The sequence below is a fragment of the Rectinema subterraneum genome (assembly GCA_009768935.1).
GTDB classification, from domain to species: Bacteria; Spirochaetota; Spirochaetia; order Treponematales; family Rectinemataceae; genus Rectinema; species Rectinema subterraneum.
On sequence record WESA01000001.1, the window covers coordinates 1 to 23,866 of the forward strand.

At 45.3% G+C, this 23,866-nt stretch carries 22 protein-coding genes; 11 read left to right on the forward strand and 11 right to left on the reverse strand.

The window, feature by feature from the left end; all coding sequences use genetic code 11:
- Nucleotides 1–82: 82 nt before the first annotated feature.
- The 9 genes from GAP13_RS00005 to GAP13_RS00045 all read right to left on the reverse strand — a co-directional run bounded on the left by GAP13_RS00005 (nucleotide 83) and on the right by GAP13_RS00045 (nucleotide 9,547).
- Nucleotides 83–322, reverse strand: coding sequence for a transposase (locus GAP13_RS00005; protein WP_158904919.1), 240 nt, complete (start codon nucleotides 320–322; stop codon nucleotides 83–85).
- A 232-nt stretch (nucleotides 323–554) separates the two neighbouring features.
- Entirely contained in the window at nucleotides 555–1,502 is a 948-nt protein-coding gene (locus tag GAP13_RS00010) for a glycosyltransferase (protein ID WP_158904921.1), read from the reverse strand.
- Nucleotides 1,499–2,842 carry a polysaccharide biosynthesis protein gene (locus GAP13_RS00015; protein ID WP_158904923.1) on the reverse strand — a complete coding sequence of 448 codons (1,344 nt, stop codon included), beginning with the start codon at nucleotides 2,840–2,842 and terminating at the stop codon, nucleotides 1,499–1,501. The genes GAP13_RS00010 and GAP13_RS00015 overlap by 4 nt, the downstream gene beginning before the upstream one ends.
- Before the next feature lie 37 nt (nucleotides 2,843–2,879).
- Complete coding sequence (locus GAP13_RS00020) at nucleotides 2,880–3,800, reverse strand: NAD-dependent epimerase/dehydratase family protein (protein WP_158904925.1); 921 nt, start codon at nucleotides 3,798–3,800, stop codon at nucleotides 2,880–2,882.
- A gap of 47 nt (nucleotides 3,801–3,847) precedes the next feature.
- Nucleotides 3,848–5,608 (reverse strand): thiamine pyrophosphate-binding protein, encoded by a 1,761-nt coding sequence (locus GAP13_RS00025; RefSeq protein WP_158904927.1) that lies wholly within the window; start codon nucleotides 5,606–5,608, stop codon nucleotides 3,848–3,850.
- On the reverse strand, nucleotides 5,605–6,693 hold the full coding sequence (gene rfbG, locus GAP13_RS00030) for a CDP-glucose 4,6-dehydratase (RefSeq protein WP_158904929.1): 1,089 nt from the start codon (nucleotides 6,691–6,693) through the stop codon (nucleotides 5,605–5,607). The genes GAP13_RS00025 and rfbG overlap by 4 nt, the downstream gene beginning before the upstream one ends.
- Nucleotides 6,690–7,466, reverse strand: coding sequence for a glucose-1-phosphate cytidylyltransferase (rfbF, locus tag GAP13_RS00035; RefSeq protein ID WP_158904931.1), 777 nt, complete (start codon nucleotides 7,464–7,466; stop codon nucleotides 6,690–6,692). The genes rfbG and rfbF overlap by 4 nt, the downstream gene beginning before the upstream one ends.
- 3 nt (nucleotides 7,467–7,469) lie before the next feature.
- On the reverse strand, nucleotides 7,470–8,798 hold the full coding sequence (gene rfbH, locus GAP13_RS00040) for a lipopolysaccharide biosynthesis protein RfbH (RefSeq protein ID WP_158904933.1): 1,329 nt from the start codon (nucleotides 8,796–8,798) through the stop codon (nucleotides 7,470–7,472).
- 2 nt (nucleotides 8,799–8,800) lie between these two features.
- Nucleotides 8,801–9,547 (reverse strand): ferredoxin--NADP reductase, encoded by a 747-nt coding sequence (locus GAP13_RS00045; protein WP_158904935.1) that lies wholly within the window; start codon nucleotides 9,545–9,547, stop codon nucleotides 8,801–8,803.
- Between the two features lie 564 nt (nucleotides 9,548–10,111).
- Here GAP13_RS00045 and GAP13_RS00050 point away from each other — a divergent pair.
- The 11 genes from GAP13_RS00050 (at nucleotide 10,112) to GAP13_RS00100 (ending at nucleotide 21,496) form a co-directional block, all read left to right on the forward strand.
- Nucleotides 10,112–11,359, forward strand: a complete 1,248-nt coding sequence (locus GAP13_RS00050) for an ATP-binding protein (protein ID WP_158904937.1) — start codon at nucleotides 10,112–10,114, stop codon at nucleotides 11,357–11,359.
- A 413-nt stretch (nucleotides 11,360–11,772) separates the two neighbouring features.
- The gene (locus GAP13_RS00055) at nucleotides 11,773–13,065 is read left to right on the forward strand and encodes an ATP-binding protein (protein ID WP_158904939.1); all 1,293 of its coding nucleotides are present in this window, start codon (nucleotides 11,773–11,775) and stop codon (nucleotides 13,063–13,065) included.
- A gap of 280 nt (nucleotides 13,066–13,345) precedes the next feature.
- Nucleotides 13,346–14,620: an ATP-binding protein gene (locus tag GAP13_RS00060; protein WP_158904941.1), complete on the forward strand. Its 1,275-nt coding sequence runs from the start codon at nucleotides 13,346–13,348 to the stop codon at nucleotides 14,618–14,620.
- A gap of 254 nt (nucleotides 14,621–14,874) precedes the next feature.
- A complete protein-coding gene (locus GAP13_RS00065; RefSeq protein ID WP_158904943.1) occupies nucleotides 14,875–15,498 on the forward strand; it encodes a type IV toxin-antitoxin system AbiEi family antitoxin domain-containing protein in 624 nt (207 codons plus the stop codon).
- Nucleotides 15,491–15,667, forward strand: coding sequence for a hypothetical protein (locus tag GAP13_RS00070; protein ID WP_158904945.1), 177 nt, complete (start codon nucleotides 15,491–15,493; stop codon nucleotides 15,665–15,667). The genes GAP13_RS00065 and GAP13_RS00070 overlap by 8 nt, the downstream gene beginning before the upstream one ends.
- A gap of 341 nt (nucleotides 15,668–16,008) precedes the next feature.
- On the forward strand, nucleotides 16,009–16,428 hold the full coding sequence (locus GAP13_RS00075; protein ID WP_222126096.1) for a GxxExxY protein: 420 nt from the start codon (nucleotides 16,009–16,011) through the stop codon (nucleotides 16,426–16,428).
- Nucleotides 16,429–16,708: 280 nt separating this feature from the next.
- Nucleotides 16,709–17,347 carry a type IV toxin-antitoxin system AbiEi family antitoxin domain-containing protein gene (locus GAP13_RS00080; protein ID WP_222126097.1) on the forward strand — a complete coding sequence of 213 codons (639 nt, stop codon included), beginning with the start codon at nucleotides 16,709–16,711 and terminating at the stop codon, nucleotides 17,345–17,347.
- Nucleotides 17,344–18,144: a nucleotidyl transferase AbiEii/AbiGii toxin family protein gene (locus GAP13_RS00085; protein WP_158904949.1), complete on the forward strand. Its 801-nt coding sequence runs from the start codon at nucleotides 17,344–17,346 to the stop codon at nucleotides 18,142–18,144. Before GAP13_RS00080 ends, GAP13_RS00085 begins: the two co-directional genes overlap by 4 nt.
- An 84-nt stretch (nucleotides 18,145–18,228) precedes the next feature.
- The gene (locus tag GAP13_RS13280; RefSeq protein WP_222126098.1) at nucleotides 18,229–18,348 is read left to right on the forward strand and encodes an AAA family ATPase; all 120 of its coding nucleotides are present in this window, start codon (nucleotides 18,229–18,231) and stop codon (nucleotides 18,346–18,348) included.
- A gap of 76 nt (nucleotides 18,349–18,424) precedes the next feature.
- Nucleotides 18,425–19,699 carry an ATP-binding protein gene (locus GAP13_RS00095; RefSeq protein ID WP_158904953.1) on the forward strand — a complete coding sequence of 425 codons (1,275 nt, stop codon included), beginning with the start codon at nucleotides 18,425–18,427 and terminating at the stop codon, nucleotides 19,697–19,699.
- Between the two features lie 396 nt (nucleotides 19,700–20,095).
- Nucleotides 20,096–21,496 carry an ATP-binding protein gene (locus GAP13_RS00100; RefSeq protein WP_158904955.1) on the forward strand — a complete coding sequence of 467 codons (1,401 nt, stop codon included), beginning with the start codon at nucleotides 20,096–20,098 and terminating at the stop codon, nucleotides 21,494–21,496.
- A 548-nt stretch (nucleotides 21,497–22,044) separates the two neighbouring features.
- Here GAP13_RS00100 and mntA read toward each other — a convergent pair.
- Nucleotides 22,045–22,440 (reverse strand): type VII toxin-antitoxin system MntA family adenylyltransferase antitoxin, encoded by a 396-nt coding sequence (mntA, locus tag GAP13_RS00105; RefSeq protein ID WP_158904957.1) that lies wholly within the window; start codon nucleotides 22,438–22,440, stop codon nucleotides 22,045–22,047.
- A gap of 209 nt (nucleotides 22,441–22,649) precedes the next feature.
- Complete coding sequence (locus tag GAP13_RS00110; protein WP_158904959.1) at nucleotides 22,650–23,450, reverse strand: hypothetical protein; 801 nt, start codon at nucleotides 23,448–23,450, stop codon at nucleotides 22,650–22,652.
- Nucleotides 23,451–23,866 lie beyond the last annotated feature (416 nt).

Consider the following 23,866-nt stretch of genomic DNA (forward strand, 5'->3'; position numbering starts at 1 on the left):
TAAAATGTTGTATACTAGCTCTATAGAATCTAATAATGTGTCTACTTAAATGGGGTTAGTTCAGACTAAAACCGGAAAGTTATCACCGACTGTGACACGAGCGGAGCTCTTTGACTTCCTGCTCGTACTGGGCAACCGCATCGGAAGCCTTCACCTTGAGACTCTGTTCACCGCCCTTCACGAAGGTATCGACCCACGCCTGCACTTCGCTGGGCGCAAGATCGTTCTGCCGAGAAACATCGATTACCGTGGAGCTCTGCCGTAAGATCTGCAAAACAATGTCCGCTTTCTTCTTGGCAGTCCACCTCTGCACCTCTGCCATTTCTTGCCTCCTCATCCATTATGCATGGTCTGAATGAAGAGGGGAACAGAATACGATGAGCTTGCCTCCGAAGATCATGTCGAACTGCTCAAATTCAGGCACTTTTTCAGCTGTTCGGTACATCGCTTCCCTTTAAAGTGCGCGGGTTTTGGAGCATTTCCTTCATTTTTCATGCACTTTCCAAGGCTATTTTATCATATATTCTTTTCCCTAGAAAGACTTTATTACTTTTTCAGGAACCCCCACGTATAAACGTATAGACTTGTAAAATTCGAATTAAAAGTTTATTTGGAAGAAATAAAATAAAATGCAAAGTAATTCTTATAGTTCTAGTCATAGCATATTTGAAATATTTATTGTACTTTTTATATATTTCTCTATTATAAACGCCTCTACAATATTGAATTATTATTCTTTTAAAATTAAAAAGAGATGATTTAATTCCATGATCCTTAATACAGTTTAATTTATTTTCGAGAGTATATTTATCCGGCAATGATAAAATATATTCTGTCCAACGTTTTGTCCAAATCTCGTAAGTAAAATTCGTCCATGTATTTAATTTTTGGAGCGACAAAGAATTCATTATGAAGGAACCAATCCAATATATTCTCTTGTCTTTAAAAGGAATAATTTCAAATAATAATGCATGATGAATAAAATTTCCATCCAAATATCGTTCTATACTATCAGAATACTCAATTATAGTTTTTGAATAAACAAATGATGATAAACATGTCAAATGCCATCCAAGCTCTTTGAGTAACAAATTATAATCATTATATTCTTGATCAGTTATTATCTCTGATCTACCTGTATTTAGTAATATATAATCATATTTTGTCATTTTGCAAATATCAATTAGTTTATTAAGATTTTCTTCATCAAAAATAGTGCTATCGCTGATAATCCACCTATATTGAGCCGATGGATATGAAATAGCTTTTAGAAAATTTCTATCTTTGATATTCGTCTCATTTTTAAAATAAGATACATCAAATTTATCTTTGAATTTTTCGATTATCATTTTAGTATCATTAGATTCAGAATTATCTGAAATATAAACTTTTATATTGTATTTTTTTAAAATTGGGCATAAAGTCTCAATCTGCTTTTTTATGAAATTCGGTCTATTATAGGTTGGTATACATATAGCAATCAATTCACTATAATCATTCATAAATGCCATTCTTTCCTTTTATTAAAGAAAATTTTAAATGACCATGGTAATCCATATAGGTAAGAAGCAATGAATCCTGTGAAAAACATGGTAGGTGGAAGATATTTAGCGCTTAAATAGGTAGTAGCAATAATAAATATTCCGCTCACAACAGATGGTATTACAAAAGGCTCTTCTTTATGCGCACGCAAATAAATTGCTAGCCCATTCACAATAATCTGCAAAAACCATCCTGCCAGAAGCATTGATAGAGGCATCAACCCAAGGAATCTAACCTTCAATTTATCGAAGAACTGCCATCTTCCTGAAAAAACAAAAACCGCAACGAATAACGCAAAAATACCTAATAAATATGTTCCCAATGATAATATCATGTTTTTTCGAAATTCTTTATCCAAATTTTTCCATTCTCGTTTTGCAACCAACATATTCAATTTGGGTGTATTCGCAGAAAACCATGTATTCGAGATACTAAAAATTGCTGTGACCAGACTAATAGTAATTCCTACCTTGCCTGCTTCGATCGGCCCATGAAACTGGAACATAAATGGTGTATATATCTTGAAAATAAAATAGCCACTTGACCAGCTTAATGCATATTTCCATAACAGTCTGAGAATATCATGCTTCCAATCTGTGCTATCAGGTTCGGTTTTCCATAGAGTCCTAAGGAATTTTCGATATTTGATCAGAATTGCTGCCAGGTTGTACAAGTTCGCCAACAATAAAGATATAGCTATTGAATACAAACCAAAATGCAACATTAATGAAATAAACATTGAAAGAGTCCCGACTATGGCTGACTGAAGGCTTAATTTTTGAATATTTGATACTTGGTCACACCCCTGTATGAACGAAGAAACAACACTTGCATAAAACCCGATAGCAGCGCCTATTGAATAGATGATCCATGGCGCCAGCCATACAGAAATGCCAGCCTTTTGAATAAATAGGATATAGCCAACAATGAAAATTACTGGAAATGCGATAAGCACTATGCTTGTCGTCCATTTGAGCACAAATCGGAAAAGAGAAGCCATTCGCTTTCTATATCCCTCAGGACCTGACAAATCCAAAGATCCACTGAAATGCAGGAATGCAAATTCATGTGCAGAAAATTGAAGAATAATCGTGGTAAATCCAAGATCTGCAAAAACTGACAAAGCAGATATGCTGCTGAATGTATACCAAAACCCCTGAATTTCTGGAGTAATAAATAGAGGAATAAGAATAAGAGATATTGGACCTGATATAAGTCGCCAAAATTGATTAGTGTAAGTGCTTATAATATCTTTAGTAAATAGATTTCTAATTCTTATTTTGTTTATTTTCATTTCCATTTTTCTGATAATGAGGATTACTGATAATGATTAAATCTTATTGAATCAGAATTCTTGTTTCTCTTTGCACATTACAGATTGATGTATTTTCAGGAAAATAACCAAGTAGCTTTTGAGCATCACGATTTGTCGAGAAATAAACCACTTTTGTACCTGTCGGTGATGAATGGTCCTTTTCTTCGACTTCAATCTCTAGCCCGAATTCTTCAGAAAAAAGATTGAGAAGTTCGCTTTTTCGTACGGGCTTAGCACTATAAACATCAAGGGCGCAATTCAAAGGTTCCTTTTCAAGACAAAGCTTGACAAGCGAAAAAAGGTCGCTTGGTGCTACATAGTCACGAATTATATCTACTGAATTGGTATGGAAAATTGCGTGATCTTTTGTGCAGCGCACCATTTCGCATAGCAGGAAGCCCGAATCAAGATCTATGAAATGACTAAAAAAACCGAATATGCGCAGATCAATAATACGCAAATCGAGCATGGCTCGATGTTTTGCCTCAGAATTCAGTTTTGCTATGCGGTAAAAATCAGCTGAGGTGATATTGTTAACATCAATAGTAGCCAAGCTATCTTTTGTAACACCTGAATCGAAAGCAGTGCCATAGACAGCGCCGCTTGAAAAATTGATATAAACAACATTTTTATGGCTCAAAAGATAGTCAATTATGAGATTATCGTAATATTCTGTAATTCTGAAAAACTCGACACCAGCATCTTTTTGTTTGTGGGGATCGCCAATTCCAACGCAATTAATTACAGCGTCATAATTACCGTCAAGAAACTCTTCAAATCCAAGAACTCTAGAAAAAGAAATACTATCACAAGATTCAATGAATTCATGAACAGCTTGTTTATTGCGCGCAAAGAGAAATAGCTCACATTGGGGATCTTTAGCAAAATAGTAAATAAGATTTTTTGCAATATGGCTCGTTGCACCAAGAATTGCGATTTTCATCGAGTGTTTCTTTAAATTATAGGTTGATTAAACCATAAAGAATACTGTTAGCGCTTATCAATTAACATAAGTTGCTGCAATTCTTCAACTGGCAATTTAGGGTTAAGATCTTCAACAGGCATATTTACCTCAAGTTTTGGATAGACTACTGTATTTTCTCCTACATCAAATTCGATTATTGCTGCTTCTTTAGCATTGAATATGTTCTTCAGCCTCTCTTCATTTTCATAATCATTGTCTGCAATTCGGAAATATTGCAATCCATATGATTTACCCAAAAAATAAAAGTCTGGTATAATATATCCACTGTCCTTGGTTGTACCTTCTTTTCTGCTATCAAAATACAAATCTTGAAACTGAGTAATCATACCAAGAGATTTATTATTAATTAGAATGATTTTTATTGGAAGCTTATATTGCGCAATTAAAAGAAGTGATTGACATGAAATATGAAGGCCGCCATCACCGACAATGGCAAAAATAGGTCTGCTTTTGTTAGTTGCAAATGCTGCACCAATAGCAGATGGAACAGCAAATCCCATTGGTGCAAGCCCACCACTGGTTTTCCATGACTGATTATTTCTTATAAGTATTTTTTGTGCTGCAAACATCTGGTTTTGCCCAATATCAACGCAATAGATTTGATTATCAGAAGCATATCTGTTTAGAATATCCATTACTAAATATGGTTTCTTATTCTCAACATTTCTAGCAATCTCTGCGTTTTGTCCATATTGGCTTTTTAAACGATCTAGATAAAAAAGCCATTCATTATCTGAAGCATTCCAAGGCATCGTTATTAGTTCATCAATAAATAATTTAGCATCACCTACTGCTGCATATACGTTTCCGAGCCGATGATTCACAATTTCAGCTTCATCAATATCAAGACGAACAATGTTACCGCCTCTCACAAATGACGCTAGATTTGTTCCCGTTTGGCGAGTGTCTAGGCGGGAACCGATCGCAATGACCAAATCAGCATTTGCTATTGCAATATTGGCACAACGATTTCCATAACTGCCAATCATACCAATACTTAAACGATCATCCTCAGGAAAAGCCCCCTTCCCAAGAAGTGAAGTCACAACTGGTAATTTATAGAGCCTTGATAACTCTATTGCTTTTTCTTGAGCACCTGACAGTTTGATACCATTTCCCAAAAGAAGGAGCGGTCTCTTGCAATTTTTAATAAGTGATGCAAGGGTTCCCCTTGAAAAATTGCCAATATATTTAATGCTATTGAAAGCAGAAAGTTTATCATCAAATCCAGTCAAGGAATTCTCATCAACTTCTGCACGTTGTACATCCATCGGAATATCAAGAAGAACTGGTCCATATCTGCCATTTGTGGCAATAGCCCACGCTTTTTCCAATTCATAACGGATTTTCAATGGATTAAATACTTGGACTGCGTACTTAGTGATAGGCTTTACTATTGAAACGATATCTGTCTCCTGAAAACCCTGCTGGCGAATAGGCTTAGAACCTTTATATTCATATGTATTAACCTGACCAGTAATATATAGCGCTGGGATAGAATCAAAGTAGGCATCTGCAATTCCAGTGATCATATTTGTCGCACCAGGACCGCTTGTCGCCAAAGCCACACCAACAGTGCCTGAAAAAATTGAATAGCCCTCAACAGCAATTGCTGCAGACTGTTCATGATACGTCTGGATAAAATGAATATCAGAACGTCGTGACAATGAATCCATAAGATGGGTTATTGCACCGCCAGAATAACCAAACACTGCATGAACCCCTCGTTCCGAGAGGAAATTAACAATATAGTCTGATACTTTCATTTATGAAATCCTGATTCATTTTCAAAATCTATAATCTGCCCTCTTGAGATAGAATAAATATCCTCACCATGAAGAAATGCCAAGTTCCAATCCATAATTTTGCTAAGCGCTGTTTCAAGATTCCATGTCGGTTTCCAGCCCAGGCGGTTCATGGATTTGGAACAATCCAGCTTCAGATAGGCTGCTTCATGAGGTTTGAGGGCTGTATCGATTTCAAAACCTGCTGCTTCAGGCCACATGCTGCAGAGCTTTTCCACAATCCATCGAACTGGTCTTGCATCAGCATCATAAGGCCCGAAATTCCAAGCTTCAGCGTATTCGGTCCCTTTTGTGTAAAGCCTTTCAGCAAGCATCAGATAACCAGAAAGAGGCTCAAGCACATGCTGCCATGGTCGAATCGCTTCTGGATTCCGGATAAGTACTTTTCGCCCTTTACTTATCGCTTTGACAATATCAGGAACAAGGCGGTCTTTGGCCCAATCACCGCCGCCTATGACATTACCCGCTCGCGCAGTGGCAATTGCGACATGATGAGTGCGCCCATAGTCTTTTGGATTGAAAAAAGAGTTCCGATACGCACCGACAACAAGCTCGGCACAGGCTTTTGAACTTGAATACGGATCATAACCACCAAGCGTATCGTTTTCTCGATAGCCCCAAAGCCATTCCTTGTTGTCGTAGCATTTGTCCGTCGTGATGATGACCACGGAACGCACGCTCGCGCAACCTCTGATTGCCTCGAGTAGGTTCGCTGTTCCCATGATATTGGTTTCATACGTGAGCAAGGGCTGCTCATAGGAAAGCCTTACGAGAGGCTGCGCCGCCATATGTATCACAATTTCAGGCTGAGCTGACAAGACAGCCTTTTTCAGGTTCTCAAAATTCCTGATATCTCCTTTTACAGAATGAATTTTCTTTTCAAGATCAACAGCAACGAACAAGCTTGGCTCAGTCGGCGGGTCAAGCGCATAGCCATAGACATCGGCTCCAAGCTCATTGAGCCATATCGAGAGCCATGAGCCTTTGAAACCAGTATGACCGGTCAGGAAGACTCGCTTTCCTTTCCAAAATGCGTGATCAATCATTCCCATACCTTCCAGGGAGCCTTTCCACTGGACCAGAGTCGTTCCAATTCATTCTTGTCTCTCAGAGTGTCCATAGGCTGCCAGAACCCTTCATGTTTATAGGCACGAAGCTGCCCATCTCTGGACAAGTCTTCAAGAGGCTGGCGCTCCCAGATTGTTTCATCACCAGATCGAATATAGTCAAATATGCCGGGCTCACAGACAAAAAAACCGCCATTGATCCATGCGCCATCGCCTTTTGGCTTTTCCTGGAACTGAATGACTGCATTCTGGTTATCGATACCAAGCGCTCCAAACTTGCCAGATGGCTGTACTGCAGTGAGCGTTGCAAGCCTTTTGTTTTTTTTATGAAAATCAAGCAAAGATAGAATATCGATATCAGAAACTCCATCTCCGTACGTCAACATGAATGACTCATTACCGACAAATGACTGTATGCGCTTTATTCTGCCCCCAGTCATAGTGTTTAGTCCTGTATCAACAAGGGTGACTCTCCAAGGCTCGGAATTTGAGGCATGAAACTGAACCAAGTTTTTTTCGAGATCGATTGTAATATCTGTCTGGTGCATGTAATAATGATGGAAATAATCCTTAATTACATACCCTTTGTAGCCGCAGCAGATGATGAAATCGTTGAATCCGTAGTGGGAATAGATTTTCATGATATGCCAAAGAATTGGCTTGCCGCCGATTTCAATCATAGGCTTGGGTTTGAGGTCCGATTCTTCCGAAATGCGCGTCCCGTAGCCACCGGCCAGTATTACGACTTTCATGGGTTATGCTACCCCCTTTGATTTCAGGAATTCTTCAATGATGCCCAATGTATACTCAATTTGCTCCCTTGTGAGCCCCGGGTATGTTCCCAGGAAAAATGTGTCATTCATGATATGATCAGTCCGTTTGAGTCCTCCTGGCGCAACGCGGTGTTCAATACCAATGTACGCCGGTTGCCTGAGCAGGTTCCCTGCGAACAGGTTGCGGGTCTCCACTCCATGATTGTTGAGATAATCTGTCAGCTCCGTTCGGGTAAAGCCGGTATTTTCCGCAACAGTAACAGGAAAGGCAAACCATGAAGGGTCAGAACCCTCTGTCGGCCTGGGCAGGATGAACGCATCCCCGAACTTTTTAAAGCCCTCAGTCCAGGCCTTGAAATTGGCCTTTCGAGCTTCAATGAATTTCGGCAGTTTCTTGAGCTGCTCGACGCCAATCGCTGCTTGCATGTCAGTTACTTTCAGATTGTAGCCGATATGCGAATAGACATATTTGTGGTCGTAGCCTTTCGGAAGCGTTCCATAGGTGGCGCTGAAGCGCTTGCCACAGGTATTGCTTTCGCCTGGCGCGCAATAACAGTCGCGTCCCCAATCGCGAATGGAACGAGCAGCCCGAGCCAGAGTCTCGTCGCTCGTAAAGACACAACCACCCTCCCCCATCGTGATATGGTGCGCTGGATAGAATGAACATGTCGCAATATGGCCAAAACTGCCTACAAAGCGTCCTTTATACGTAGAGCCCAGAGCATCACAGCAATCCTCGATGAGCCATAGATTGTATTTCTCCACCAGCTTCATGATTGCATCGAGGTCGTAGGGGTTCCCCAATGTATGAGCAAGGAAAATCGCTTTTGTCTTCGAGCTGATCGCCTTTTCAAGCTGCCGCACGTCAATATTGTAGGTGCCGATTTCCACATCGACAAACACAGGGACCATGCCATATTGAATGATAGGGTTTACTGTCGTCGGAAATCCTGCTGCGACCGCAATCACCTCATCGCCTCGTTTCAGCCGCCTGTGACCCAGAAGCGGGCTGGTAAGGCTTGCAAGCGCAACAAGGTTCGCGGAAGAACCGGAATTGACAAGGAACGCGTACTCTGCGCCGGTAAACGCACAGAAGGCTGATTCAAACGCTTCTGAATACCTTCCTGAGGTAAGCCAGAAATCAAGCGATGCATCAACCAGGCTCTGCAGTTCCTTTTCGTCAAAGACGCGGCCAGCGTAGCGGACCATGCTCTTGCCGGGCTCGAAAGGCTTGGGGGCGAATTTGATATCATAATATTCTTTGACAAGCTCGGCGATTTGTGCGCGGAGTTCTTTCTCGGTTTTTGCCATTTTTACTCCCATTCGTCGATTTTTATATTTTCGGGGGAAATGCCTGCCTGAGAAAGCGCATCCTTGAATGCGGTAATCATTGCGGGCGGCCCGGAAATGAAAAATGCCGGGTTATTCAAATTGCTCGATTCAGCATGGATTTGGTGAATATCCAGACGGCCGGATTCCTGTCGTATGAATGAAGGCAGCCGCAGATTCGGCTTTTCATTTTCTACAAAAAGAGAAGCTTCCATGAGCCCGGCGCGGGCACAATGTTCTATGAGCTCAGCTGCAAGGAGCATGGAATTTTCGCGAATTCCGTAGTAAAGGCGCACGGTGCGCTCTTTTTGATTATTTGCCAACAAGCCATGGAAATACGGCAAGAATGGCGAAATGCCAGTTCCTCCCGCAATCATCACGACATCTTGCCCGGGCGCAATTGATGTATCGATAATGAAATTGCCATAAGGAAGCTTCAGCCATACCTCTCGCCCCGGAGAAAGATGGTCAGCCATACGGCGGGTATATCGGCCTTTGACACTGTACACTATCTCCAATTCTGGCATTCCAGGCGCAGATGCAATCGAAAAGACTCGCGATTCCGGCCAGAAGCCGCCTGCCGGATCATACTCATCAATAGTGAGATGCAGGAATTGCCCGGCTTTGAATCGTGGAGGATTGGACTCCGGCTTGAATTTGACTGAGTAGGTGTCGGGCCCAAAAGATTTGACGGAGAGGACTTCGGCTTTGAGTTTTACTGGATTGGACATAAAAACCCGCTAAAAACATTTATAGATACATTTGAGGATAAAAACAATCTTCTGCTTGAATTCTGGATAGCAAAATAGCTTCGCCCTCCAAACCCCTCGAGGAGCCCAGCGGGGATATTGCCTTTCACCCCGCACCTTTGCCTTCCGAGCCTTTTTTCAGCCTGGCGCGGGGCGTGCGGGAGGAACATGACGCTGGGAGCGGAAGGTCGCGGCCGAAACACGCTGACCCTTGCTCATCAGCTTTGAAATGTTCAGTTTGTGAACATTCGAAATTGTATAATAGGTATCGGCAGGGTGCAAGGGGGATTCCAGAGAATTTTTGACGGGATGGACGGGATAAGAGCTGGACAGGATTACAGGATGGTGCAGGATGGACGGGATGGTTTTTGGGGGGAGGATTCTAAAAAACCTTTATTTCATTGTGTTAATCCTGAAAAATCCTGTCATCATGTCAGATATTTTTATATGAAGATTTCTTATGCCACATTGTTGACATGCTGGTGCTCCTCGATGAAGCAGGGATTTTATGTTGATTTTTTCATGGTAAGGTATTAAAATTCTGACATGATTTATCGGGATATTATTGATCAGCTGCGTCCTTGGCTGACCCAGGATTTCATTCTCATTCTCAAAGGTGCCAGACAGGTCGGGAAGACGACCATCCTCCAGTATCTGCGACAGGAGCTTGAGAATGAAGGAAGAAAGGTACTATACCTCGCGGCGGACCTCGAGTTTGCCGATCCTTCGTTTGGAGACCCCCGGCTTTTCATACTTCGCCTCGATGACCGCTTCAAAGGCAGCACAGCGACTATTCTTATCGATGAATTTCAAACGATTCCCCATGCAGGCCTCTTTCTCAAAACCATCTATGATCACACGAAGGATCGGTATCGGTTCATCGTTTCCGGTTCCTCCAGCCTCGAGCTGACGAACAATGCCGAATCCCTGACGGGAAGGAAGAAAGAGTTCATAATCCGTCCCTTCTCCTTCCGCGAATTTGTGCGCGCTCGATTGCCGGACATACCCCTCCGATCGTTCACCCTCGATGAAATCCATGAGCTCGCCGATTACACCACACTCTATGGAAGCCTCCTCAAAGATGCCTACGCCGAATACCTCACCTTTGGCGGCTACCCCGGACCAGTGCTCGCACCCGCCCCATTGCGACTCGATATCCTCAAAGAACTCCTCTCCACCTACCTGCACAAAGATGTCGCCGGATATCAGAGAGTCGAACACATCGGAGGATTCAACAACATGGTACGTCTCTTGAGCGCACAGATAGGATCGCAGCTCAATAAGAGCGAACTAGGTTCCACACTCCGACTCAATGCAGAAACAGTTAACCGGTATCTGGATATTTTAGAGGGAACCTTTGTATTCAGCCTCGTGCCACCGTGGTTTTCGAACCCTCGCAAAGAAGTGAGCAAGATGCCGAAAGTCTATGTGAACGATCCAGGGATACTCCTCGCGACCGGTGCCAGGCCTGCGATTCGATCGCCCTATGATCTCCTCGACGGGCATGCGGTCGAAAACGCGGCCTTCCTGACACTCGCTCGCCGCTTTGAGAGGATACGGTATTGGCGCACCACAGGAGGAGCCGAAATCGATTTCATCGTGGAAACTAACAGAGGACCCCTTCCGATCGAAGTTAAATTTTCGGCTGCTACATCGACAGAGCCTGTCGCCCTGCGCAATTTTCGTTCCACCTACCCCGACGCACGGCAAGGCATCATCGTCTCACGAGACGCGATTTCTTCCAAGGGCGTACCGCTGATACCGGCGTATGTGATGGACTTCGTGGAGGTGTGAGAAGAGCAAGACAATCAAGACAGGATGGACAGGATGAGACGGGATGAACGGGATAAGAGTTTGACAGGATGACGGGATGAGACAGGATGAACGGGATGGTTTTTGGGAGGAGAGTTAGACGGGATGACGGGATGAGACAGGATGGACGGGATTTTTTATGGGGAAATGATTTAGAACCAATTATTTTGTCGTGTTAATCCTCGAAAATCCTGTTATCCTGTCGAGTATTCTGTGCATCCTGTCGAGTATCCTGTGCATCCGGTCGAGTATCACGCGAATCCAATCAAGCAGAGATGGCGACCAGCGTGTATCGCAAATATTGACATTTAACTTCGAAAAAGTATCGAAATTTACAACTTTTCTTGACTTATCTATCATTATTCCGCATACTTCTGCTAGAGAGGTGTATCAGCATGCAAAGAACTCTCATGATGAAGCTTCTTGAATGGAAAGCGCGTCCTTCACGGATGCCGTTGCTTCTCTATGGTGCGAGGCAGGTGGGGAAAACATATCTTCTCCAGGAGTTTGGGCGAACTTGTTTTCAGGATACGATCTATATCAACTTCGAGACGGACTCGAGGCTAGCCTCGGAATTCTCCGGAGACATCGATCCACACCGTCTGATTGGAGTGTTGGAGCTGTACTTCAATCGGAAAATCAATCCGGATTCGACATTGATCATTCTGGACGAGATTCAGGCCTGCGAGCGCGCCTTGACGAGCCTCAAGTATTTCTGCGAAAGAGCGCCACAGTATCCCATCGTCGCGGCGGGAAGCGTGCTGGGAGTCACAGTCCATCGGAACCAGCACTCGTTTCCGGTCGGCAAAGTCGAAATGCTCACGCTGTATCCAATGGATTTCGAAGAGTTTTTGCGAGCCCTAGGACAGGAAGCGCTCATCGATGTCATACGAGAAGCATATGCCAATCATGCGCCACTACCTGGAGCATTGCATGAAAAAGCACTTGAACTCTTCAAAACATACCTTATGGTAGGCGGAATGCCGGGCGCGGTGCTGGCATACCTGAAAGATGGCCGGATGCTCGATGCATTGTCCGTTCAGAGCCTCATTCTTTCCAGCTATGTTGCAGACATGTCGAAATATGCCTCCCCAGCGGAAACAACACGAATTCTCGCATGTTTTGACAGCATTCCGGCGCAATTGGCAAAGGAAAACCGGAAATTCCAATACAAAGTGGTGAAAAAAGGAGGCTCGGCGACTATTTTCGGCCCTTCGATCGATTGGCTGGTGGCGGCGGGAGTCGTCCTGAAATGCGACAGAATCGAACATCCTTTCATACCACTTGCAGCGCATAGGGACTTGAGCGCGTTCAAACTCTACATGGCAGACACCGGGCTGCTCCTGTGCAAATCGGGGGTGCCTGCATCGATCATGTTCTCTGGATGGGACAACAGCACCTTTTCGGGTGCCATTGCAGAGAATTATGTCGCAGCCAGTCTCAAGGCAAAGGGATATCCGTTGTACTACTGGGAATCCAAGGGCACGGCGGAGATCGATTTCATTCTCCCCCGCGGCGAAGAGGTCATCCCGATCGAAGTAAAGGCCGGCGTTCACACAAAGTCGCGAAGTCTCGGTGTGTATCGCGCACAGTACAAACCTGACCATGTGATTAGAATATCGCACAGGAATTTTGGGGTAGAAAATGGCATACAGGCGGTGCCGATGTATGCGGTGTTCTGTATGTGAATGACGGGATGAACAGGATGAGGACTGGACAGGATGACAGGATAAGACAGGATGGACGGGATGGTTTTTGTGCAAGGAGGTTTCAAAACCCATTAATTTATCCCGTTAATCCTGAAAATCCTGTCATCCTGTCGATTATCCGGTTCATCCGGTCGAGTACCTTGTACATCCTACCCGGCTTTCAGATATATTCCAATAATTACGCTGAATTTAGGCATTATATTCCAAAATTTACGCTGAAAACTGGATAATTCTATCTCGTTGTGCTATACTTTCACTCATGAAAAACCGCAAGATAGGCAGTAGTATTCTTGAAATTGCCGACAAGCCAGGTAGCAGAATCCTTGTCATCACGGGAGCCCGGCAGACCGGCAAAACGACACTGGCCCGACACCTTTTTCCTGAGTACACGTTTTTATCCATCGAAGACCCCGTGTTACGCAGCAGCTATGCGAACCTCACTGCCTTGCAATGGAAGGATCTGTATCCGCACGCGATCCTCGATGAGGTCCAAAAGGAACCTCGCCTCATCGAGAGCATCAAGTCGGTGTATGACCAGTGGGAAGAACCGCGGTATGTTCTCTCGGGCTCGAGCCAGTTGCTGCTGCTCGAGAAAGTAAGGGAGAGCCTTGCGGGTCGCTGTTCTATCATCGACCTGTATCCTCTGACCATTCCCGAGCTCGAGACTGAAAGCTGGAATGATCCGGTTGCGGATTCCCCATTCCAGAGTATGCTGCGATTTCCAGAGGAAATTCCCGCTCGGATTCAATCCCTGCTTCCAGATTTTCGCCTCGATCCGAACCATGCGCGTATCATGCACGCATGGAATCACTACGTCCGATTCGGCGGCTATCCGGCGCTGACCAACCCTGACATGGAGGATGAAGACCGCTACCGCTGGCTCGCGAACTATGTACGCACCTACCTCGAGCGCGATGTTCGTGACCTTGCCTCATTCAGAGATCTGGAGCCTTTTGTCAAACTCCAGCGGGTAATCGCCCTGCAGACCGCCTCGCTCGTGAATCATTCGGCCATTGGCCAGCAAGTAGGTTTAAGCTCAAAAACAGTCCAGCGATATCTTCGCTATCTCGAAATGAGCTATCAGGTCGTTGTGCTGCCTGCCTGGTCGGGGAACGAGCGCAAGCGCCTTGTCAAATCACCCAAAATCCACATGCTGGATTACGGAGTATTGCAGGCGGTTGTGCAAAAGCGCGGCAGCCCGACTGGGCTCGAATTTGAGAGCATGGTCGTTGCCGAGCTCTACAAGCAGGCGAACACGATCCTCTCCGATGCTCGTTTCACCTATCTCAGAACCCTCGACGGCCGTGAAGTCGACCTTCTCATCGAACTGGATGCCGGCTACCTCGCATTCGAAATCAAAACCACCGAGCACGCATCTACGGCTGATATTCGCCATCTTCGCGACCTTGGGGACATTCTCGACAAGCCCCTCTTGCATGCCTTTGTCCTCTCGAATGACCCCACGACAAAAACGCTCGCCCCGGGCATGACTGCCGTGCATGCCGCGTACCTCCTCGGGAGTGAGACGGGATGAACGGGATAAAAGCTAGACAGGATGACAGGATAAGACAGGATGGACGGGATGGTTTTTTTGGGAGGCGGGGATTTTTCAAACACAATTATTTCATCCAGTAAATCCTGGAAAATTTTGTCATCCTGTCAAGTATCCTGTGCATCCGGTCGAGCATCCCGTGCATCCTGTCGAGTATCGCCGCAATGGTGGCGCTCATTGCTTTTTGTCTTCTATGTCGATAAAATGTCGACATAGCGGTCAATATTGGAGAGGGCATGCGTACTATCAGTTTTGATGTTCCTGAAATTGATTACCTCCAACTCATGGAAAAACTCAAAGGATATGCGTATCCGCGCGACAAGGTGACAAAACTTCTGCGTTCAGGGGAACTTGTGCGCATCCGAAAAGGGCTCTACCTCTCAACCACGACACCTGTCCCGTATTCAAAGGAAATCCTCGCCAACCTCATCTATGGGCCTTCGTATGTTTCGCTGGAATATGCGCTCCAGCGCCATGGCCTCATACCGGAAGCGGTGCGGATCATCACCTCGGTCACCACTGGCAGAAAAAAGCGGTACAGCACGCCCGTGGGCATTTTCGATTACGTGCACCTTCCCGAGCGCTGCTTCGCTCCGGGCATGCAGTACGAGTCTCTTGACCGCAGAAGGAGCTACCTGATCGCCAGCCCCGCAAAAGCCTTGTTCGATACCTTGTTTCTTCGATACCCCGCGGTGCGCTCCGCAGAAATCGAATCCCACTTGTTCGAAAACATGCGCATTGATGAAGAAGAATTCAGTCGCATCGACTTTTCTGGCATCGAACTACTGCTCGAGCAATGCCACCGCCCTTCGATACGCGCGCTGCGCCAACTGGTTCAAAGGAGGAAGCCACATGGCTGATACCCTCTCGGTGCTTGTTGAAAAGCGCCACCCCCAGAGCCTCGATGAGTACGATTCTGCTGAAGTGATGTACAGGATACGAGAAGGGATGGACGGGATGGGAGTTAGACGGGATGACGGGATAGGACAGGATAAACGGGATGGTTTTTGGGGGAGATTTTTAAAATAAATATATTTCGTCCAGTGAATCCTGGATAATCCTGTCATCCTGTCGAGTATCTCGTATATCCGGTCAGACGGGATGAACGGGATGAGAGTTAGACGGGATGACAGGATGAGAATGGATGAACGGGATAATTTTTTTGGGGGGAGAATTTTAAAAAACCATTATTTCATCCAGTGAATCCTGGAAAATCCTGTTATCCTGTCGAGTATCTTGTCTATCCTGTCGAGTATTCTGTGCATCCGGTCGAGAAAAGAATCTATAAATTACAGGGGCGGGTTTGAGAGAAAATTGCAGATATTTGCTTGATTTTTCAATCAAGGGCCAGATTTCTGTGCGTATTTATTATGATGGACAATGAAGAAATTACCAGGAAGATTATTGCCTGCGCTTTTCAAGTGCATAATTCTCTGGGGGGTGGTTTTCTGGAGAGTGTTTACCGGAATGCGCTATTGATCGAGCTTTCTGGTGCGGGGTTATCGGTAATCAAAGAAAAGCCGATATCGGTTTTTTATCAGAATCATTTGGTTGGATCTTTTTATGCGGATATTATTGTCGAAGATTCTGTGGTGCTAGAATTGAAGGCTATTGAGGCTCTTGCGAAGGTGCATGAGGTTCAGCTTGTCAATTACCTGAAGGCGACTGGGTATGATCTTGGTCTTCTCATCAACTTTGGGCCTCTGAGGGTGGATGTGAAGAGAAAAACGAGGGTTTTCATGCCTGGTCTGGATAGGGCGAGACGGGATGAGCAAGATGGGACTGGATGAACGGGATAAGAGACAAGACCGGATGACAGGGTGAGACAGGATGAACAGGATAAAAGACAAGACAGGATGACAAGATAAGACAGGATGAACAGGATTTTTTTGTGGGGAAATGATTTAGAACCAATTATTTTATCGTGTTAATCCTGGAAAATCCCGTTATCCTGTCGAGTATCATGTATATCCTGTCGAGTATCTCGTGCATCCGGTCGAATATTAAATATATTCTGTCTTAACTCGCAATACTATTTACAATAATTAACATTTATGCTTATTATTGTAAATGATGAAATTTGAGACCTTGCTTGCGCTGTTTGGCGATCAGGTAATTTTCGATTTTACGTCGGTTCTCGTGCTCTGCGGCGAATCGAGAGAATCCACGCGCGTCGCCCTCCATCGCATGAAAAAAGCAGGCAAAATCATCGAGCTGAAGCGTGGGCTGTATGCCTTTGCCGCTCCCTACCGCCGTGTACCACTCAACGCCGCAGCGCTTGCCAACCTACTCTATGCGCCCTCCTATCTCTCGGAGCGATGGGCGCTTTCATGGTACGGGGTCATCCCGGAAAAGACCGCGATCTATACCTCTGTCACCACCCGACCAACCCGAAGCTTTGAGAATGCAATGGGGGTCTTCCAGTACCGGACAATCCAGACAACGCTCTTTGGTCCATACCGAACCGATACCATCATGGGGCAGCAGGTATCCATCGCACCCCCTGAGAAGGCTCTCTTCGATCTGTGGTATCTGGAGCACGGTGAATGGACGCAGGCGCGTATGGAAGCCTATCGCTTTGAACCGCGCGCGGTGGACACGGCAGCCCTTCGAGCGCTGATTGCAGCGAGCGACCTGCCACGGCTTGCGCGCGCCATGCGAGTCTGGGAAGACTATGCGCGGGAAGCGGCACAAGGAGTCATAATATGAAGAACGACGCACTGGGGCTTGTTCATTCGATTGCAGATCCGACCGACAGACTCAATGTCCTGCGAGAGTACATCCAGGCACTCATTCTGCGAAGTCTCCATGAATCTCAGGCATTTACCTCCATTGCCTTCTTCGGAGACACCGCGCTGAGGTTCTTGTTCAATTTGCCACGCTTTTCCGAAGATCTGGACTTTTCTCTGGAATTGGAGAAAGAATATCGACCAGTCGTCTGGATGCAGAAAATAAAGAGAGATTTGCAGTTTCAGGGGTATGAGGTTTCGATTTCCTGGAATGACAGGTCAGCGGTGCACGTGGCGTGGGTTGGAATTCCGCACCTACTGAAAGAAGCCGGGCTCAGCGGACATTCTGAGGAAAAACTATCGGTTAAACTCGAATTCGATACCAACCCACCTAAGGGAGCAGTGTGCGCATCGACGCTCATCAATCGCCACACCCTCTTTGCCGTTCGGCACTATGATTTACCTTCACTCATGGCAGGAAAAGTGAACGCACTGCTCACGCGTTCATTTTGCAAGGGGCGCGATTGGTATGACCTCGTGTGGTACCGAAGCCGAAGGCCACCTGTTGAGCCCAATCTTGAACTTCTCAGAAACGCGCTCGCGCAGCAAGGCGTTCACCTTGATGGCGACTGGCGAACACTCGTGCGAGACCGCATCAAACACACCGAATTTGAGGTCATCACCAAGGATGTTGCACCGTTCCTCGAATCGCATGAGGATGCAAAGCTGCTCAGGCCAGAGTATATCACAGCTTTATTGGAAGAAGGGCTTGGATGAGAGGGGATGAACGGGATGGCGTAAAGATTGGCATTTAACTTCAAAAAAATATCAAAATGTAATACTTTTCTTGACTTATCTATATTGATCATTCTGGACGAGATTCAGGCCTGCGAGCGCGCCTTGACGAGCCTCAAGTATTTCTGCAAAAGAGCGCCACAGTATCCCATCGTCGCGGCGGGAAGCGTCCGGCAATGCGTATGATTGACTTTCTCATTTTGTCCAGTATAATCAATCAAGTGGTCAAAATTGGCAAAATTTGACCACTTGAGGTGGCAAAATGATCAAGGATATGATCCTACGACAAAAATACGAAAAAGAAAAAATAGTAAAAGGCAACTATGTCGAGCGTAAAGAAAGAAGCACTGCAAAAAAATGGCTCGAAAGCGATTTGATCAAGGTAATCACAGGACCAAGAAGAGCAGGCAAATCAGTATTCGCCTTCATGCTTTTAAAAGAATCCCCTTTTATGTATTTCAACTTTGACGATGAATCGATACGGTTACGCAATGAATTCAATACAGACGAACTTATAAAAAGCCTCCATGAAGTATATGGCCAGTCCAAAATTGTACTGTTTGACGAGATACAAAATCTACCTCAATGGGAGCTTTTCGTAAACAGATTACAGCGACAGGGCTATAATCTTATAATAACAGGTTCAAATTCAAAACTCCTCAGCAAAGAACTTTCAACTGCGCTCACGGGAAGACATATCCCCATAGAAATCCTGCCGTTCAATTTCAGGGAATTTTTAAGCGCAAAGCATTTCGATTTCAAAGAAGAATTCCTGCAAATTCCGCAAAAAAAAGGAGAACTTCTTCGTTTGGCCGAGGAATACCTTCTTACAGGCGGTTTCCCCGAGATTGTGACAAAAGATCTTGAGCTCAAAGAATACTTAAGAACGCTTTTTGATTCAATCATATTGAAAGATGTTGTGCAAAGGTATCGCGTCAAATACACATCAGAAATAAGCGACATAGGAACATTTCTCGTCAATAATTTTGCAAGTCTATTGAGTTTTAGAAAGATACAAAACGCCCTTTCTTTGAGAAGCATCACGACGACTAAAAAGTATATCAACTACCTTGAAGAATCATATATCTTTTTTGAATTGTCGCAATTTTCAACAAAAGCAATCGAAAGAATGAAATCACCGAGGAAAATGTATATCGTCGATAATGGCTATATCACCGCAAAATCGGTGAGAACTTCTTTCGATAGAGGCAAACTGCTCGAAAATCTTGTATTCATAGAACTGGTGAAACAAAAGAAAGAACCAAATAGCGATTTCTTTTACTACAAGACGAGGAATGGGAGAGAAGTTGATTTTGTCATACGAGAAAATCTGCATATATCAGAACTCATTCAGGTTTCATACGATACTTCGAATATCGAAACCACGCAACGAGAGATAAAAAGCCTGATCGAAGCACGCGAAGAACTCAATGCCCAAGAGTTAGAAGTCATAACCTGGGATGAAGAAAAAGAAATTGAGAAAAATGGAAAAACAATTACCTTTAAACCGATATTGAAGTGGTTGTTACACTCATAGGGATACTGGGCGGGGATTTACGGGATGTTGGACGGGATGACGGGATAAGAACTAGACAGGATTACAGGATAATACAGGATGGACGGGATGGTTTTTTTTGGGGGAGGGAGGAGGTTTTATAACCCAATTATTTCATCCAGTGAATCCTGGAAAATCTTGTTATCATGTCGAATATCCTGTACATCCGGTCAAAGGTGTGCTGCGCGGCCAATGAACCAAAGGCCAGCTTTTCACCCACGCGCACTACCCGGGAGGTCTCTTCATATTGTCTTGTCGAGCATTCGAGCAGACATGGCGCTCTTGAAACCTTTAATTTTGTCAATTATTTGGTAAAATTACCTATAATAATAGCAAATAATTGTTGCACTATGGTATTTAGATGCTATACTTCTCTACATGAAACGGTATGCGCTCGAGATGCTCAGAAAATGGAAGAATGAGCCGAACAGAAAGCCGCTTGTCATTCGGGGTGCGCGGCAGGTGGGGAAGACGGAGCTCGTGCGGATCTTTGCGAAGGAAGAATTCGATACATTGATTGAAATCAACTTCGACGAACATCCTGGCAAGGCGAGCCTCTTCGCTGACGAGGATATACTATCGGTCATTCGATATATTGAAATCGACTCGAATATGAAGATATCTCCGGGCACAACGCTGCTGTTTCTGGATGAAATCCAGGCAGCTCCGTCGGTGCTTTCCAGGTTGCGATACTTCTATGAACGGATTCCTCAATTGCATGTTATTTGCGCCGGATCGCTGTTGGACTTTGCGCTCTCGGAACCCACCTTTTCGATGCCCGTCGGTCGCATTGAATTTCTGTATCTAGGGCCCATGACATTCGGAGAGTTCTTGCTTGCGCGCGGGCAAGGGGAGCTTGAGGATTACCTCGAATCGTATTCACTGACACGTACAATCCCTGAGGCCATCCATGCGAAATTGCGCAGCTCTTTGAGAGATTACTTCTTGACCGGCGGGCTTCCCGGCGTGGTCAAAGCCTCTGTGCAATCGAATTGTGATCTCGAAGATGTGGCCCGAGAGCAGCACAGCATACTGCAAACCTATTATGCGGATTTCGGGAAATACAAGCAGAAGGTCAATGTTCCATTTCTGCAGGGTATATTCCGGAATATTCCTGCACAGGTGGGGAAAACCGTAAAGTACACTTCGCTGAATTCGCAGGCGAGGGCGGCCCAGGTAAAAGAAAACCTCGAACTTCTGGAGAAGGCGCGCCTTATCTACCGCGTATTCCATTCCGATGGCAATGGCATCCCGCTGGGCGCAGAAATAAACCCTTCCTATTTCAAGCTCATTTTTCTCGATACAGGCTTGCTCTCTGCATTTCTGGGTCTGCGGCTGACGGATTTTTTGCCGAATGCCGAATATACGTTGATCCATTCCGGCGCTGTGGCAGAACAGTTTGTCGGACAGCACCTCTTGTATTCCGCTGAGCCTTGGGCAGAACCATCGCTCTACTATTGGAACAGGCAAAGCCCCGGATCGACCGCGGAAGTGGATTATCTCATGCAATGCAGGGGGCAGGTTATTCCTATAGAAGTAAAAGCTGGTTCTCGCGGCCGCCTGAGATCGCTGCACATGTTTGTGCAGGAAAAGCAGGTGCCGCTGGCAGTTCGCTTCAATACCGATCTGCCGTCCATCCATTCCACCCATACCGCGATTGCGGGAAAAGAAGCGAGGCCCTTTGTGCTGCTTTCGCTACCGCTCTATTTAGTAGAACAGACTCAAAGGCTTGTGGAGGGGATGGGAGACTGGACGGGATTACAGGATGGGACGGGATGAGGACTAGACAGGATTACAGGATAAGACAGGATTAACAGGATTTTTTTGTGGGGAAATGATTTAAGACACAATTATTTCATCCAGTGAATCCTGGAAAATCTTGTCATCCTGTCCAGTATCATGTATATCCGGTCAGACAGGATGAACGGGATACTGGAGAGGATTTCAGGATGGGGAGGGATGAACGGGATTTTTTTTGGGGGGGAAGGGAGGTTTTAAAACCCAATTATTTCATCCAGTGAATCTTGGAAAATCCTGTCATCATGTCATGTATCCAGTAAATCAGTCTTGAAAGAGGCCCAGTTATAGCGCCTTTTGAACGTAGCTCGAGAAGAGGCGGAAATCATCCAGGTGCTCCCATGCAATGGCATAGACAATAGCCAAATCGATGCTCTCAATTCAACACAAGAATATCTTGAATATCAACATCCTGAAATAACGTTTCTATGGAATTCGGCCTTTTTGCTTCGATTCGTTGGACACAACGCATAAGAGATTCTAGCTTGCTGGTAATAAGACTTTTATCTACCATTGATGAATTCCATTATTCACAGGGTTTGGGCATGTTGGAGGATGGGATGTATATCTTCGATGCAGATAAGACTGTTCAGGACGAGTTTCGTGTAGAGCTCGATGTCCCGGTTGAGAATGAGTATACCTTTGGATAACACCTGATGCAAGAAAAGCCCGCCTATGGTCCTTAGATCCGACAGGTCAATTTCTCGCCCACATATCCGACTGAATATCAGGATATAATCGAGTTTTTCATCAATGGATATGGGGTGGCGTAATGCAAGGGCAATATCGATATCGCTCTCTGCACGCAGCTGGTCATGTGCCGCGGAACCATGCAAAATTAAAAGAAGTATATCATCCTGCGCACCACAATACTCACGCAAGCGGGCAATGGTTTCTTCCTTGCTTCGGACTGCGCTGGAATTCATATGATAATGATACATCATTCGAAATAGCCGTACAATTCTTTCTGTAAAAGGAGATGGACAGGATACTGGAGAGGATGGACAGGATAAAAGCTAGACAGGATTAACAGGATTTTTTTGTGGGGAAATGATTTAAGACACAATTATTTCATCCAGTGAATCCTGGAAAATCTTGTCATCCTGTCGAGTATCATGTTCAACCTGTCATCATGTCAGATATCCAGCCAATCCCAATTATCATCCGATTTCTGGCGCGAGGGCATGATGGATTCGAGTTCTTTGAGCGCTGAGGTGTACACGACAGTCTGTTCCATTCGAGCGTCGCTGGAGGCGATAAGGCGCTGCACGAGAGGGTCGGATGAAGGGGTTGGTTCATTCAATACATAAGCCAGGTTGAGAAGGTCGATCATTTTTTTGAGGAGCGCTTCAACTCGATGTCGATCGCGCGTGCTCAACGCGAGCATACCGTCGCGAGTCATGCGCATCCAGAGAAGGAAGCGTTCATAGATATCCATGAGGTCTTCGCGAAGGATGTTGACGGTGTGATTTTTGAGGATTGAAGGCTTGAAAGCGTCCAGAATGTCCGAGGCTGCTTCGGCGCCGCTCTCTCGAAGCTCTCGCTGGTGGGGCTCGGAAATGCCAGTATACTGAATGCCGGTCAAGACTCGGTTGAGAGCCCGTTCCGTGGCCTGATCCCGCATGGCAGTATCAGAAGCAAGGGTTTTTTTGGTGAGGGTGGTTTTGTCGAAAAGACGGGAGAGCTCAACGGTTAAAAAGAGCTCGATGTCGCCTTCATCGACCGAGAGGTTATAGGTATCGGCGAGGAGACGAAATCGTTCGCCCGGCGTGAAGAGTGGATCGTCGACTGTGTTTATTTCGTGAATATGGCGCGCGAATTCCTCAAGGAGGGAGCGCTCTCCCTCTGAAAGATCGCTGAGGTTGGTGCTGAAGGTGGCTCCCATTTCTTTGGCGAAGTTTTCGAAGACTTCGTACCTTTTTTTGGAGGTGCTCATGGTGGTTGTAGCGTATACCACGGGAGGGCGCTCCGCAAGTGATGGTCGGGATATTTGACGGGATGGACAGGATACTGGAAAGGATTAACAGGATACTAGACTGGATTTCAGGATGAGGAGGGATGGACGGGATGGAGACTTTTTTTTGGGGGGGGAAGAGAAGACAGGGGACGGGCTGTTGCTTTTCCCAAAAAACATCCTGTTAATCATGGAAAATCCTGTGATCATGTCCAGTATCATGTATATCCGGTCAGAGGGAATGCACAGGATACTTGACTGGATTTCAGGATGAGGAGGGATGAACGGGATAAAGACTTTTTTTGGGGAAGAGAAGACAGGGGTCGCGCGGGGGTCTTTCGCCAAAAAAAAGATCCTGTTCATCTTGGAAAATCCTGTCATCCAGTCGAGTATCATGT

Coding starts and splice junctions, on each gene's coding strand:
- GAP13_RS00005 (WP_158904919.1), bottom strand. CDS start 322: ATGGCAGAGGTGCAGAGGTGGACTGCCAAGAAGAAAGCGGACATTGTT.
- GAP13_RS00010 (WP_158904921.1), bottom strand. CDS start 1,502: ATGAATGATTATAGTGAATTGATTGCTATATGTATACCAACCTATAAT.
- GAP13_RS00015 (WP_158904923.1), bottom strand. CDS start 2,842: ATGGAAATGAAAATAAACAAAATAAGAATTAGAAATCTATTTACTAAA.
- GAP13_RS00020 (WP_158904925.1), bottom strand. CDS start 3,800: ATGAAAATCGCAATTCTTGGTGCAACGAGCCATATTGCAAAAAATCTT.
- GAP13_RS00025 (WP_158904927.1), bottom strand. CDS start 5,608: ATGAAAGTATCAGACTATATTGTTAATTTCCTCTCGGAACGAGGGGTT.
- rfbG (WP_158904929.1), bottom strand. CDS start 6,693: ATGATTGATCACGCATTTTGGAAAGGAAAGCGAGTCTTCCTGACCGGT.
- rfbF (WP_158904931.1), bottom strand. CDS start 7,466: ATGAAAGTCGTAATACTGGCCGGTGGCTACGGGACGCGCATTTCGGAA.
- rfbH (WP_158904933.1), bottom strand. CDS start 8,798: ATGGCAAAAACCGAGAAAGAACTCCGCGCACAAATCGCCGAGCTTGTC.
- GAP13_RS00045 (WP_158904935.1), bottom strand. CDS start 9,547: ATGTCCAATCCAGTAAAACTCAAAGCCGAAGTCCTCTCCGTCAAATCT.
- GAP13_RS00050 (WP_158904937.1), top strand. CDS start 10,112: ATGATTTATCGGGATATTATTGATCAGCTGCGTCCTTGGCTGACCCAG.
- GAP13_RS00055 (WP_158904939.1), top strand. CDS start 11,773: ATGCAAAGAACTCTCATGATGAAGCTTCTTGAATGGAAAGCGCGTCCT.
- GAP13_RS00060 (WP_158904941.1), top strand. CDS start 13,346: ATGAAAAACCGCAAGATAGGCAGTAGTATTCTTGAAATTGCCGACAAG.
- GAP13_RS00065 (WP_158904943.1), top strand. CDS start 14,875: ATGCGTACTATCAGTTTTGATGTTCCTGAAATTGATTACCTCCAACTC.
- GAP13_RS00070 (WP_158904945.1), top strand. CDS start 15,491: ATGGCTGATACCCTCTCGGTGCTTGTTGAAAAGCGCCACCCCCAGAGC.
- GAP13_RS00075 (WP_222126096.1), top strand. CDS start 16,009: ATGATGGACAATGAAGAAATTACCAGGAAGATTATTGCCTGCGCTTTT.
- GAP13_RS00080 (WP_222126097.1), top strand. CDS start 16,709: ATGATGAAATTTGAGACCTTGCTTGCGCTGTTTGGCGATCAGGTAATT.
- GAP13_RS00085 (WP_158904949.1), top strand. CDS start 17,344: ATGAAGAACGACGCACTGGGGCTTGTTCATTCGATTGCAGATCCGACC.
- GAP13_RS00095 (WP_158904953.1), top strand. CDS start 18,425: ATGATCAAGGATATGATCCTACGACAAAAATACGAAAAAGAAAAAATA.
- GAP13_RS00100 (WP_158904955.1), top strand. CDS start 20,096: ATGAAACGGTATGCGCTCGAGATGCTCAGAAAATGGAAGAATGAGCCG.
- mntA (WP_158904957.1), bottom strand. CDS start 22,440: ATGAATTCCAGCGCAGTCCGAAGCAAGGAAGAAACCATTGCCCGCTTG.
- GAP13_RS00110 (WP_158904959.1), bottom strand. CDS start 23,450: ATGAGCACCTCCAAAAAAAGGTACGAAGTCTTCGAAAACTTCGCCAAA.